General features: G+C 72.5%; 13 protein-coding genes. 2 read left to right on the top strand and 11 right to left on the bottom strand.

Features of this window, described 5'->3' with window-relative positions:
- Position 1: 1 nt before the first annotated feature.
- The 10 genes from IF27_RS22370 to IF27_RS22325 form a co-directional block, all read right to left on the bottom strand.
- Positions 2–649: a hypothetical protein gene (locus tag IF27_RS22370; protein ID WP_052851503.1), complete on the bottom strand. Its 648-nt coding sequence runs from the start codon at positions 647–649 to the stop codon at positions 2–4.
- 78 nt (positions 650–727) lie between these two features.
- Entirely contained in the window at positions 728–1,030 is a 303-nt protein-coding gene (locus tag IF27_RS22365; RefSeq protein ID WP_110946147.1) for a WXG100 family type VII secretion target, read from the bottom strand.
- A gap of 109 nt (positions 1,031–1,139) precedes the next feature.
- A complete protein-coding gene (locus tag IF27_RS22360) occupies positions 1,140–2,030 on the bottom strand; it encodes a DUF5936 domain-containing protein (RefSeq protein ID WP_052851502.1) in 891 nt (296 codons plus the stop codon).
- Between the two features lie 22 nt (positions 2,031–2,052).
- A complete protein-coding gene (locus IF27_RS22355; RefSeq protein ID WP_052851501.1) occupies positions 2,053–3,012 on the bottom strand; it encodes a type II secretion system F family protein in 960 nt (319 codons plus the stop codon).
- Between the two features lies 1 nt (position 3,013).
- The gene (locus IF27_RS22350; RefSeq protein ID WP_052851500.1) at positions 3,014–4,354 is read right to left on the bottom strand and encodes a TadA family conjugal transfer-associated ATPase; all 1,341 of its coding nucleotides are present in this window, start codon (positions 4,352–4,354) and stop codon (positions 3,014–3,016) included.
- A gap of 47 nt (positions 4,355–4,401) precedes the next feature.
- On the bottom strand, positions 4,402–4,764 hold the full coding sequence (locus IF27_RS22345; RefSeq protein ID WP_052851499.1) for a TadE/TadG family type IV pilus assembly protein: 363 nt from the start codon (positions 4,762–4,764) through the stop codon (positions 4,402–4,404).
- Entirely contained in the window at positions 4,761–5,150 is a 390-nt protein-coding gene (locus IF27_RS22340; RefSeq protein WP_052851498.1) for a TadE/TadG family type IV pilus assembly protein, read from the bottom strand. The genes IF27_RS22345 and IF27_RS22340 overlap by 4 nt, the downstream gene beginning before the upstream one ends.
- Positions 5,147–6,367, bottom strand: coding sequence for a CpaE/TadZ family protein (locus IF27_RS22335; protein WP_052851625.1), 1,221 nt, complete (start codon positions 6,365–6,367; stop codon positions 5,147–5,149). Before IF27_RS22335 ends, IF27_RS22340 begins: the two co-directional genes overlap by 4 nt.
- Before the next feature lie 16 nt (positions 6,368–6,383).
- On the bottom strand, positions 6,384–7,142 hold the full coding sequence (gene cpaB / locus IF27_RS22330; protein ID WP_052851497.1) for a Flp pilus assembly protein CpaB: 759 nt from the start codon (positions 7,140–7,142) through the stop codon (positions 6,384–6,386).
- Between the two features lie 70 nt (positions 7,143–7,212).
- On the bottom strand, positions 7,213–8,109 hold the full coding sequence (locus IF27_RS22325; RefSeq protein WP_052851496.1) for a hypothetical protein: 897 nt from the start codon (positions 8,107–8,109) through the stop codon (positions 7,213–7,215).
- Between the two features lie 149 nt (positions 8,110–8,258).
- Between IF27_RS22325 and IF27_RS22320 the strand changes: the two genes are divergently transcribed.
- Positions 8,259–9,332, top strand: coding sequence for a chitinase (locus tag IF27_RS22320; RefSeq protein ID WP_110946146.1), 1,074 nt, complete (start codon positions 8,259–8,261; stop codon positions 9,330–9,332).
- Positions 9,333–9,416: 84 nt separating this feature from the next.
- Here the strand turns inward: IF27_RS22320 and IF27_RS22315 are convergent, their stop codons facing one another.
- Positions 9,417–10,679: an alanine racemase gene (locus tag IF27_RS22315; RefSeq protein ID WP_052851494.1), complete on the bottom strand. Its 1,263-nt coding sequence runs from the start codon at positions 10,677–10,679 to the stop codon at positions 9,417–9,419.
- A gap of 151 nt (positions 10,680–10,830) precedes the next feature.
- On the opposite strand from IF27_RS22315, the gene IF27_RS22310 reads away from it, so the two are divergent.
- Positions 10,831–12,042 (top strand): pyridoxal phosphate-dependent aminotransferase, encoded by a 1,212-nt coding sequence (locus IF27_RS22310; RefSeq protein ID WP_052851624.1) that lies wholly within the window; start codon positions 10,831–10,833, stop codon positions 12,040–12,042.
- Positions 12,043–12,090: the final 48 nt, after the last annotated feature.

Below are 12,090 nucleotides of genomic sequence, written 5' to 3'. Positions count from 1 at the left end.
GTCACGCCGCCGTGAAGCGGAACGTGGAGGTGATCGCGTCGAACACGTCGAAGAAGGAGTCGGCGAGGTCGAGCACCTGGCTGCTGCCCGCGACGAGCGCGACGGCCTGCTGGTCGCCCGGCACGGGGATGAACGTCTGCATCAGCACCGCGCGGATCGTGCGGGTGTCGCCGGGGACGCTGATGTCCTCGACGCCCCGCGTCCTGGCCGCCGTGCCCACCTCGGGGATGTCCACGGTGGTCACGTCGCGCCAGGCGTCGCCCTCGCGGCGGGCGACCCGGGTGCCCAACTGGCCGACGATCGCGGCCGGGTCGGTCGGCAGGACCTCGCCGGACGACGTGCGCGCGCCCACGATCGAGACGGTCACGGACGCGGTGATCGGCGGGCCGCCGCCGAAACTCTGCGCCATGCAGCCGCAGTAGACCGCCCCCGAGTCCCACGCCTGCCGCGCCTGCCGCCGCAGGAACGAGGTGACGACCTCGCGGTGCTCCGCCATCTCCGGCACGTTGCTGACGCGCTCGTCCACCATGCGGCGGATGCTGTTGTCCCGCGTCTCAGGACGCAGGTCGAACTCCCACCACGAGTCGGGGACCGAGATACGGAATCCCTGTCGCTCGACCGTGACGGTGTCCACCCATTTGTCGGCCATGCCGCTCCTCCCTCCGGGCCCCGGCGCCAAGGCCCGTCTTCCGATCTTCCCGGGACCGACAAGACCCGAAGACGGACCCTAGTCGCGGAGACCTTCCTCCAGCTGCTGGTCGAGGTCGGAGAAGCCGTCGGCCGCTCCGTCGAGGAAGTCCCCCATGCCCACGAGCGCCTCGACGGCGTCCCGCGCGCCGGTGGTGAACTCCTCGTACAGCGCGTCGAACCGTACCGACGACTGTGACGTCACATAGCCGTCGGACACGAGGTCGGTGATGTAGACGCGCAGTTGGTCGAGCTTGGTCCTCAGCTCGTCCTTCGCGTCACGCAGGTGGTCCGCCGCGTCGTGCATGTCCTGGTAGGTGACGTCGAGATCGCCCTGTGCCATGGGTGACACCCCCTTCCGACCAAGCCTACGCGGCCCGTCGCGTGGGCTTCTCCACGGATTCGTAACAGGCGGCGCACAGCGCCGCAACAGCGCCGCGGCGAGGGGAGGGTCACTCCCCCAGGATCGCGCCGAAATCGGTCCCCGAGCCGAGGATCATCCCGGTCACGATGATGATCATGGTGGCCGGGACCATGAAGACGAGGGTGGCCATCGTCGCCTTCGGTATGGCGCGGGCGGCGCGGCGACGGGCGTTCTGCGCGTCCGTGCGGCGCATGTCGGTGGCGATCTGGATCAGCGTGTCGGCGATGGGCGCGCCGAGTTCCTCGCCCTGCTGGAGGGCGGAGACGAACTGGTTGACGGGCTCGGAGTCGTTGCGCCTGCGCAGTTCGTCGAACGCCTGGCGGCGCGGCACGCCCATGTCCATCTGCCGCAGGGTGATGCGGATCTCGTCGGCCCACGGCCCCTCGTAGCGGGCGGAGACGCGGTCGAGGGCCTGCCGGAAGCCGAGCCCCGCGGCGACGACGACGGCGAGGACGTCGAGGAAGTCGGGCAGCGTGCGGTCGATGACGTCGCGGCGTTCGCGGGCGCCCTGCCAGATGGCGGCGTCGGCGGCGAAGGCGCCGAAGGCGACGCTGAACAGCGCCAGGACGGGCTGGCCCGCCGAGAGGAAGCTGACGGTCGTCAGCAGCCCGAAGACGCCGTAGACGGCGCGGCGGGCGGCGTAGCGGTCGATGGTGAGGCCGCCCGGGTTGCCCGCCTGGTCGATGCGGCGGCGCTTGCGGTCCACGGCGCGGCTGCCCATGAGCCGCAGGACGAGGGGGGCGAAGCGCATGCCGAGGCGGTCGATCGCGGAGCCGCCGGCCGAGACGCGGGTGGAGCCGATCTCCAGGGCGACCGCGAGGTCGGGTGGCAGCGGCGTACCGGCGCGCAGGATGCGGAGCGCGGTGACGATGCCGAGGACGGCGGCGCCCATCGCGAGGCCGAGCAGCAGTCCCACCATTGGCTTGTCCTGTTCTTCCTGGCTAGACGTCGATCCGGCCGAAGCGGCGCACGACGACGAATCCGACGATGTAGAGGGCCAGCGCGACGACCATGGCGATCTGGCCGCCTGTGCTGCCGGTGACGCGGCTGAGGGAGCCCGGCGAGATGCCGTTGAGCATCAGCAGCGCGCCGACGCCGAGCAGCGGCACGGTGACGGCCGTGGCGTTGACCTCGGCGAGGACGGTGCGGACCTCGCGCCGTGTCTCCTTGCGCTCCTCCAGGGTGGTGGTGAGGTTGCGCAGGGAGGCGACGATCGTGCCGCCCGCGCGGTTGGCGAGGATCAACGTGGTGACCAGGACGTTCAGTTCGCGGGAGGGGAGGCGGTCGCCCAGCTCGGTCAGCGCCTCCTCCATGGAGCGGCCGACGGCCAGCTGGTTGGCGACGGTGGCCAGTTCGGCCCCGGCCGGTTCGTCCATCTCCTCGGCGGCCATGGACAGCGCGGTGCGCATGGCGAGTCCGGCGGCGGTGCCGTTGGCGATGAGGCGGGCGAGTTCGGGGAGTTGGCCGATGAAGCGTTCGGTACGGCGCGCCCGCTGCCAGTTGAGGAAGGCGTTGCCGCCCCAGAGGGCGACGATGCCGCACAGCGGTCCGAAGAACGGCGCGAGCACGGCGGCGCCGATCAGCCAGAGCGCGGCGACGGCGCCGAGGACGTACGCGGCGTACTCGCCGACCGTCAGGTCGAGTCCGGTCGCCTGGAGCTTGCGGCGCAGGCGGCGGCCCAGCTCGGTGCCGCGCAGGCGGCGGTCGAGGGAGTCGAAGCGGCGGCGTCGGCCCGGCGTCCCGCCGCCGCTGCCAGGCGGGAGGGCGGCGGTCGCGCTGAGCCGGTCGAGGAGGTCGCGGCGCTGGGCGCGGCCCGAGGTCCACATCTGGAGCCCCGCGATGCCGAGGACGAGCGCGAGGACGGTGAGTCCGATGGTGAGCAGGGAGAGGTCGCTCTCCATGTCAGCTCGCCTCCCGGGTGCTGAGGTGGGAGTCGTCGAGGTGGACGCCGAAGGCGGCGGGGACCTGTTCGCCCGCCAGGTAGAGGCGGTCGGCGACGGCTCGGGGCAGGGGGTGGTGGACGAAGGCGCCGTGGACACGGCCGTCGGCGCCCATCGGCCGTACGCGGAACTCGGCGAGGGTGGCGATGCGGAACGACTCGCGGCCGTGGGAGGCGAGGACGGCGATCTCGGTGAGGCGGCGCGTGCCGTCCGGGTGGCGGACGAGCTGGACGAGGATGTCCACGGCGCTGTTGATCTGGTCGCGCAACGCCTCGAAGGGGACGTGCAGTTCCGACATGGACGCGAGCGTCTGGATGCGCAGCAGCGCGTCCTCCGCGCTGTTGGCGTGGACGGTGGCGAGCGAGCCGTCGTGGCCGGTGGACATGGCCTGGAGCATGTCGAGGGTCTCGCCGCCGCGCACCTCGCCGACGATGATGCGGTCGGGGCGCATGCGCAGGGAGTTGCGGACGAGGTCGCGGATGGTGACCTCGCCCTTGCCCTCGATGTTGGGCGGGCGGGATTCGAGCCGGATGACGTGGCTCTGCTGGAGCTGGAGTTCGGCCGCGTCCTCGACGGTGACGATGCGCTCGCCCTCGGGGATGAGGCCGCTGAGCGCGTTGAGCAGGGTGGTCTTCCCCGAGCCGGTGCCGCCGGAGACGATGACGTTGAACCGCGCGCGGACAAGTGCCGAGAGCAGCAGGACGAGTTGTTCGTCCAGGGTGCCGAAGCCGATGAGCTGCGGGAGCGTGTAGGCGCGGGGGAAGCGGCGGATGGTGAGCGTGGCGCCGCTGAGGGAGAGCGGGGGGATGATGACGTTGACGCGCTCGCCGGTGGGCAGGCGCGCGTCCACCATCGGATTGGACTCGTCCACGCGGCGGTTGACCGTGGAGACGATGCGTTCGATGGTCTGCATCAGCTGGTCGTCCGAGGCGAAGCGCAGCGGGAGCCGTTCGACGCGCCCCGACCGCTCGACGTAGATGTGGTCGGGGCCGTTGACCATGATCTCGGTGATCGAGGCGTCTTCGAGGAGCGGTTCGAGGATGCCGAGGCCGAGCGCCTCGTCCACGACACGGCGGATGAGGAGCGCGCGCTGCTGCGTGGACAGGACGGGGCCCTCGCGGCTGAGGATGTGGCCGAGGACGCGTTCGAGCCGGTCGCGGCGTTCCGCGATGTCGAGGGACGACATCTCGGCGAGGTCGATCTCCTCCAGGAGCTTCGCGCGGTAGGTCGCGACGAGTCGGCCGTCGCCCGGTCCTGTGGCGGCGGGCTCGCCGGGGGCGGTGACGCGGGATCGCAGGGCCATGGTTGCCTCCTCGGTCGCTGGTGTCGGGGTCGGGGACGGGGGTCGGGTCAGTCGCAGGGCATGGTCACGGTCCGGCTGGCCGTGCCGACGTTCAGGAACGGCAGGACCTGCGGGATGACGACGCTGACGGTCACGGTCGTCTCGTCGCCGCAGGCGGCGGTGCGGTCCACGCTGGCGCCGTCCGCCAGCGCGTCGCTGAGGGACGCGAGCCCGCCCGCGACGTACTCGTCCTCCGTCTCCTCCTGCGCGGCGAGGCGCGCGGCGGCGCGGGCGGCGGATCCGGCCTGGAGGGCGGCGTATCCGGCGGCGCCGAGCTGGAGCGCGGCGAGGGCGACGATCAGCAGGATCGGCACCCAGCCGACGAACTCGACGGCGGTGACGCCCCGGTCGCGCCCGCGCCGCGCCGTCACGGCCGGTCCTCCTCGGCCGCGCCCGCCGTGCCGGTGACGGTGACGGGCAGGCTGAACGCGCCGGGGAACAGGACGGGGACGCGCAGTTCGACGTGTGCGCGGCGCACGGAGCCCTCCAGCGGGCAGGAGACGGACGCGTCCCAGCCGCCCGGCAGGTCCTCCGTCGCGGCGGCGGCGCAGGCGCCCTCGGCGTCGCCCCGGGCGGCGGCTCCGGCGCGGGCCCCGGCGTCGGCGGCGTTCCCGGCGAGCGAGAAGGCGTAACCGATGAGGATGCACTGCCAGATGACGGCCATCATCAGCACGACGAGCGGGAACAGCCCGGCGAACTCGACGAGGGTCGAGCCCCGGTCCCGCTCCGGCGCGCGGTGTGCCGCCCGGCCGGTCATCCCCGCCTGCCGCGTCGCCTGCCGCCGGCGGGGGCGGCCTCGGGCGGGACGAGCCCCAGCTCGGTCGCGAGCGCCCACAGCGCCCGCCGTACGGGGGACTTGGCGTCGATGTCCTGGACGCGTCCGGCGTCCTGGGCCTCCTGGAGGTCGCGGTAGCCCGCCGGTACGACGGACCGCGCCACCTGCGTGCCGGTGATGCGGGCGATGAGCTGCGGCTGGATGGCGCTGCCGCGGCCCATGCGGTTGACGACGGTGACGGTGTCCTGGGCCTTGCGGATGCGCAGCCGGTCCCACATGCGGACCATGCGGTTGACGGCGCGCACGGAGATCACGTCGGGTGTGGTGACGAGCAGCGCGACGTCGGCCATCTCGACGGCGGCGGCGACGGCGCTGTTCATGTGCGAGCCGCAGTCCACCACGACGACGTCGTAGCGGGAGCGGACGGTGTGCAGGACGTGGCGCGCGGCGGTGTCGGTGATGTCCTCGCCGCGCTCGCCCTCGGCGGGGGCGATGAGCATGGCGAGGCCCGTCTCGTGGGCGAAGACCGCCTCGGCGAGCACCTGCGGCGTGATGTCGGCGATGCCCGCGAGGTCGGCCACCGAGCGGCGGAACTGCACGTCGAAGTACGAGCCGACGTCCCCGGCGAGCAGGTCGAGATCGACGAGGACGGCGCCGCGTTCGAACGGCCCGGTCTGCGCGGCCAGCGCGAGCTGGGCGGCGACGACGGTCGTGCCGACGCCGCCCTTGGCGCCCGAGACGGTGACGATCCGGCCGCCCGGCGTGGCGGGCCCTGCGTCGCCCGCGCCGAGGTGGCGGCGCATGCCGGACGCCCACTGGCCCGCCGCGCCGACGCGTGCGGCGAGTTCGTCGTACGACAGGGGCAGCCCGGCGAGGCCGCGCGCCCCGGCGTCCATGGCGGCCGAGTAGAGGCCGGCGGTGGGGTCGGCGGAGACGAGGACGACACCCACCGCCGGGAAGCGCAGGGCGACTTCGCGGATCAGCTCAAGCGCGGGCAGCGGCCCGATGCGTTCGTGGACGACGACGACCTCGGGCGGGCCCGCGACCGACTCCTGAGCGAGCGAGGCGAGCGTGTCGAGCAGCCCCGCCGAGTCGGGCACCGGGCGCATCGGCTCGCTGTCCGGCAGTTGGCTGAGCAGGGTGATCAGCGAACGGGCGGCGTCCGGGTCGCCCACCGCGGGGAGGATGCGCGTGGTCATCGGGTCCACCTGATCCTTACGGGACGAGCGCGTCGAGATCCGCGTGCGGATCGCCGTTGATGTCACCAATGATGGTGTACGTGCGGTCCTCCGGCGGGACTTCCTGCTCGTCGCCCGGCGCGACCAGGGCCAGCCTGACCTGTTCGGCGAACGCCTCGGCGAACGTGACGCGCTGGGCGTCGGTGTTGTCGAGGGCGAAGGTGATGGGGACGGCCTCGGCCGTGCCGTCGTCGTCCTCGACCTCGGTGAGGTCGCCGACCTCGATGACCTCGGCGTTGTTGACCATCAGTTGGACGATCTCGTAGCCGTCGTCACTGCCGCCGCCCTCGCCCGTGCCCTGCGGCTCGACGCGGTAGGCGGCGTACATGTTGATGGCGGCGCCGGGATAGATCTTCCCGGCCACGCCGGTGGAGGCGTCGATCATGACGGCGATCTCCTGCTGGCCCGGGTCGAGTTCGGGCCGGTCGGAGAGCATGTCGGTCTGGAGGAGCGAGCCTTCGCTCAGCGGTCCGACGGCGACCTGCCCGTCGATCTGGTCCAGGTCGGTGACGGTGGTCTCGGATATGTAGCGCTCGGGCATGCTGACCTCGCGGAGCTGGTCGGCCGTCACCCGCTCGTACGGCTCGACGTCCTCGGCGAGTTCGTAGGCCGTCCGCTCGGGGCCGACGCGTGACTCGACGTCGTTGACGACGGCGACCACGCCCGCGAAGGCGCCGAGCGCGAGGAGGACGGACGCGATCAGCAGCAGGGTGCCGCGTCGCTGGCGGGCGTTCATGCAGTGTCTCTACCTTCTCGTCCTCGTCCTACGCGTACGGAGGGCCGCCGGTTTCCCGGGCCGCGGCCGGTCAGTGGGGGGCGCCCGGGGTGAGCGCGCGGTGTCTGGCCTGGCCTATGGCCGCGCGGGGGGCGCGGTCGGGGTGCACCAGGGGGGCGGAGCAGAAGGCGCAGCGGTCGCCGATCAGGGTCAGGCCGCACCAGTGGCAGGTCTCCTGCCGCATGGAGGAGACCATCTGGTAGAGCAGCGCGACGTCCGGGATGGCGGCGGCGAACTCGACGAGTTTCCCGGTGCCCCACCAGTCGGCCGACTCGGCGGGCAGCGGCACGGGGTGGAGGCCGCGTACCTGCCACTGGCGGGCGAGGCGGCCGGTCACCCACTCGCTGCCGTTGCCGAGCGCACCGGGGGCGTACGTCAGAGCGGTGGAGAACTGCGGCCCCGCGAGGGTTCCTTCGCCGTCGGCGCGGACGAGTTGCGGCGTGGGCCCCGCGAGGACGGCGCGCTGGCCAGAGGGCTTCGGGACGCCGGCCGGGTCGGCGGGGAAGGCGACGGGGACGCGGTCGAGGCGTGCCCCGGGGGCCAACAGCGCGCCCGCGTAGACGTAGTGGGCCAGCAGCCGCGTGGACGCGCCGAGGACGCCGGGGGCGAAGTCGCAGACCGACAGCTGCCGTAGCTGCCGGACGAGCACGGCCGTGCCGAGCGGCGGGAGGGCGCTGGGCAGCAGCGCGATCCGGTCGGACTCCAGCATCGCCCGTACGGTGTGCAGCCGTTGGACGAACGCGCGCGGCGTGGTCGTCGGGTAGAACGTGACGAGGTGGCCGTGCTGGTCGAGGAGCTTCGCGGTCTCGGCGAGCGCGTCGGTGAACTCCTGGGCCTGCGGGGGCGTGAGGACATGGGCGCCCGGGGTGTTCTGGTCGGTGGGCGGGAGCACCAGGTCCGCGCTGGTGACCGCGATGGCGATCGGCATGCCGCTCCCCCCGGGCTGAGCACCCGTCAGTGACGTCGCTGGGTCTGCCAGTCGGGAGCTTATCGATATCGCGGGTGCGGGGAACAGCGGCGAACTGCCGTCTGTGTCCGCACCATTGACAGCGGCGCTGGTCTGGACCAATCTCCTGCATGACGGTGGCCACCGTTTCGTCCCACACCCCCACACCCCCACCCCACGGAGACGAAGTGGACAGCACCCCCCAGGCGCGCGCCCGTACGCGGGCGCCGCGCATCGCCGTGGCAGCCGCCACGCTGAGCCTCCTGGCCGCGGGCACCCTCGCCACGGCCGCCCCCGCCGGCGCCGACCCCTCCCCCACAGCGGTCCCGCGGCACGCCCTCACCGGCTACTGGCACAACTTCGACAACGGCTCGGTCGTGCAGAAGCTGCGCGACGTGTCGGACGCGTACGACATCATCGCCGTCTCGTTCGCCGAGTCCACGGCGACGCCGGGCGCGATCGACTTCCGGCTCGACCCGTCCCTCGGGTACGCGTCGGAACAGGAGTTCAAGGACGACATCGCCGCCAAGCAGGCCGAGGGCGCCTCGGTGATCATCTCGGTCGGCGGCGCCAACGGCTCGGTCGCGGTGACCGATCCGGCGTCCGCCCAGGCGTTCGCGGACAGCACGCTCGGGCTGATGGAGGAGTACGGCTTCGACGGTCTCGACATCGACCTCGAACACGGCATCGACGCCGAGCACCTGACCCAGGCGCTGAACACCGTGCACGACGCGGTGGGCGACAGCCTCGTCTACACGATGGCGCCGCAGACCATCGACATGCAGAACACGAGCAGCGAGTACTTCCAGCTCGCCCTGGACACGCGGGACTTCCTCACCGTCGTCAACATGCAGTACTACAACAGCGGTTCGATGCTGGGCTGCGACGGCCAGGTGTACTCGTCGGGCAGCGTGGACTTCCTCACCGCCCTCGCCTGCATCCAGTTGGAGAGCGGCCTCGCGGCCTCGCAGGTCGGCATCGGCGTCCCTGCGTCGCCGAGCGCGGCGGGCTCCGGCTATGTCGCGCCCTCGGTGGTCAACGCCGCGCTCGACTGCCTGACGCGCGGCACGAACTGCGGCAGCTTCGTGCCCGACCGCACCTACCCCGACCTGCGCGGGGCGATGACCTGGTCGGTGAACTGGGACGCGGCCTCCGGCAACGCCTGGTCCGACGTGGTCGGCCCGCACGTGGCGGCCCTCCCCTGATCCGGCGCCGGGCACGCGGGCGGCCCCCGCGTGCCCGGTACCACCCCTGTCTGGAAGGCACCCCCGTCTAGCAGGCACCCCTGTCTAGAAGAAGGTGCGGATGTAGTCGGTGACCGTGCCGTCCCCTGCGACCAGCGGGATCAGCGGCCACTTCTCGAAGATCGTGCACGGGTGCGACATGCCGAGCGCCACCCAGTCGCCGACCTCGGGGGCCTCCGCGCCCGTCACGAAGGCGTGCTGGTCGGCCAGCCTGCTGACGGCCAGCCCGCCCCCGCCGCGCACCCGCCCGTCCGGCGTCCGCACCGCCTGCACCTCGGGCAGCCCGAGGTCGTACGCCACGTCCCGCTTGCCCGCGTTGATCAGCGCGAGCCCCGGCTCGGGCCGCGAGACGACCTGCGCCCACAGCCGGAAGGCGGGCAGCAGCGACCCCTCCTGCGGCACGCGGTTGAACGGCGTGACGTCCCGGTACCGCCCGTCGTCATGGCTCACGTACGCGCCCGACCGCAGCAGCCGCAGCACCGGAGCCGACAGCTCGGGCAGCGCCTCGAACGCCTCGGCCACCACGTCGAACCACGCGCTGCCGCCCGCGCTGACGACGATCTCCGGCAGCCCCGCGAACCGCCCCGCCGTGTCGAACTCCTCCGCCAGCGCGCCCAGCGACCCCAGCCAGGCGCGCACGGACGCCGTGTCCGCGTCCGGCACCTCGCCCTCGTACCCGGCGACCCCCACCAGCCGCAGCGTGCCCGTACCGGCCACCGCGTCCGCGACGGCGGCGGCCTCCCGCGCGTCCCGCACCCCCGTACGCCCGCCGGGGACGCCCAGCTCGACCACGACCTCGACCGGACGCCCCGCCCCGGCGTCCCGCAGCGCGCGGTCCATCAGCGCGACGCCCCGCACCGAGTCCACGTAGCAGACGCAGCGGAAGACGGGGTCGTCGTCCTGCTCGGCGGCCAGCCAGGCGAGCGCCGCCGGGTCCACCAGCTCGTTGGCGAGGAACACGCGCGGCACCCCGTAGGCGCGCGCCACCCGCGCCTGGTGCGGGACGGCGACGGTGATGCCCCAGGCGCCGTGGTCGAGCTGCCGCTGGAAGAGCTGCGGCGCCATGGACGTCTTGCCGTGCGGGGCGAACGCGAGCCCGTGCCGCCCGGCGAACCGTTCCATCGAGGTGAGGTTGTGCCGCACGGCCTCGGCGGACAGCGTGAGCACGGGCGTGGTGAAACCGCCCGTGTACAGGTCGCGCCGCTCCGCCGCCAGGTCGCGGACCGTCCGGCCCGCCGCGTCAGGGGGGAGCCCTTTGAAGCGGTGGTCCACGATCTCGTCGGCGAGCGTGTCGAGCGGGATGATCATGGCGACTCCGATGGCCTGTGGGGATGGACAGGAGGTGTGTCGCGGCATGTGCGCGGCAGGGAGCGTAGCGTCCCCTCGCGGGCCGGGCACCACCCGCGTGGGGGAAAACACACGGCGGGCCGTGTTACACGGTCGTAAGGTTGCGGGCATGATGCAGGTGCTTCAGTCGGCCAAGCTCGCCAACGTCTGCTACGAGATCCGGGGCCCGGTTCTCGACGAGGCACAGCGGCTGGAGGCGGCAGGCCACCGCATTCTCAAGCTCAACACGGGCAATCCGGCGGCGTTCGGCTTCGACTGCCCGCCCGAGATCCTGGAGGACATCCTCCGCAACGTCGCCACGGCCCACGGCTACGGCGACGCGAAGGGCCTCCTGTCCGCGCGGCGCGCGGTGATGCAGCACTACCAGACGCGGGGCGTGCCCCTGTCGGTCGAGGACATCTACCTCGGCAACGGCGTCTCCGAGCTGATCCAGATGGCCATGCAGGCGCTGCTGGACGACGGGGACGAGGTGCTGGTCCCCGCGCCCGACTACCCGCTGTGGACGGCGTCGGTGGCGCTGGCCGGTGGCACCGCCGTGCACTACCGGTGCGACGAGCAGGCCGAGTGGATGCCGGACATCGCCGACATCGAACGCAAGATCACCGACCGCACCAAGGCCCTGGTGATCATCAACCCGAACAACCCCACGGGCGCCGTCTACGACGACGAGATGCTGCGGCAGCTCGCGGACGTGGCCAGGCGGCACCGCCTCGTCCTGTGCTCCGACGAGATCTACGACCGCATCCTGTACGACGACGCCACCCACACCTCGACGGCGGCGATCGCCCCCGACGTGCTGACGCTGACGTTCAACGGCCTGTCGAAGAACTACCGGGTCGCCGGGTTCCGCTGCGGCTGGCTCGCGGTGTGCGGGCCGAAGGACCACGCGAAGAGCTACGTCGAGGGCCTGACGATCCTCGCCAACATGCGGCTGTGCGCCAACGTGCCCGCGCAGCACGCGGTGGCTGCGGCCCTCTTCGGCCGCCAGTCGATCGAGCAGCTGGTGCTGCCGGGCGGCCGGATGCGGGAGCAGCGGGACGCGGCGTGGGAGATGCTGTCGAAGATCCCGGGCGTCACCTGCGTGAAACCGCGCGGGGCGCTGTACGCGTTCCCCCGGCTCGACCCGGCGGTCTACCCGATCAAGGACGACCGGCAGATGGTGCTCGACCTGCTGCGCGCGGAGAAGATCATGATCGTGCACGGCACGGGCTTCAACTGGCCCGAGCCGGACCACTTCCGGATCGTCACGCTGCCGTCGGCGGCGCAGCTGACGGACGCGATCGAGCGGATCGGCTCGTTCCTGGACGGCTACGCCCAGTACTGAGGCGCGCAGGAGAGAGAACGGCCGACAGCCCCCGCACGCCGTTGTGCG

This window comes from Streptomyces avicenniae (assembly GCF_000719135.1).
Classification (GTDB): Bacteria; Actinomycetota; Actinomycetes; order Streptomycetales; family Streptomycetaceae; genus Streptomyces; species Streptomyces avicenniae.
Note: the sequence above shows the minus strand (reverse complement) of the source record. Positions and strands in the feature narration are given on the sequence as shown.

Coding starts and splice junctions, on each gene's coding strand:
- IF27_RS22365 (WP_110946147.1), bottom strand. CDS start 1,030: ATGGCACAGGGCGATCTCGACGTCACCTACCAGGACATGCACGACGCG.
- IF27_RS22355 (WP_052851501.1), bottom strand. CDS start 3,012: ATGGAGAGCGACCTCTCCCTGCTCACCATCGGACTCACCGTCCTCGCG.
- IF27_RS22310 (WP_052851624.1), top strand. CDS start 10,831: ATGCAGGTGCTTCAGTCGGCCAAGCTCGCCAACGTCTGCTACGAGATC.
- cpaB (WP_052851497.1), bottom strand. CDS start 7,142: ATGAACGCCCGCCAGCGACGCGGCACCCTGCTGCTGATCGCGTCCGTC.
- IF27_RS22320 (WP_110946146.1), top strand. CDS start 8,259: ATGACGGTGGCCACCGTTTCGTCCCACACCCCCACACCCCCACCCCAC.
- IF27_RS22350 (WP_052851500.1), bottom strand. CDS start 4,354: ATGGCCCTGCGATCCCGCGTCACCGCCCCCGGCGAGCCCGCCGCCACA.
- IF27_RS22370 (WP_052851503.1), bottom strand. CDS start 649: ATGGCCGACAAATGGGTGGACACCGTCACGGTCGAGCGACAGGGATTC.
- IF27_RS22315 (WP_052851494.1), bottom strand. CDS start 10,679: ATGATCATCCCGCTCGACACGCTCGCCGACGAGATCGTGGACCACCGC.
- IF27_RS22340 (WP_052851498.1), bottom strand. CDS start 5,150: ATGACCGGCCGGGCGGCACACCGCGCGCCGGAGCGGGACCGGGGCTCG.
- IF27_RS22325 (WP_052851496.1), bottom strand. CDS start 8,109: ATGCCGATCGCCATCGCGGTCACCAGCGCGGACCTGGTGCTCCCGCCC.
- IF27_RS22335 (WP_052851625.1), bottom strand. CDS start 6,367: ATGACCACGCGCATCCTCCCCGCGGTGGGCGACCCGGACGCCGCCCGT.
- IF27_RS22360 (WP_052851502.1), bottom strand. CDS start 2,030: ATGGTGGGACTGCTGCTCGGCCTCGCGATGGGCGCCGCCGTCCTCGGC.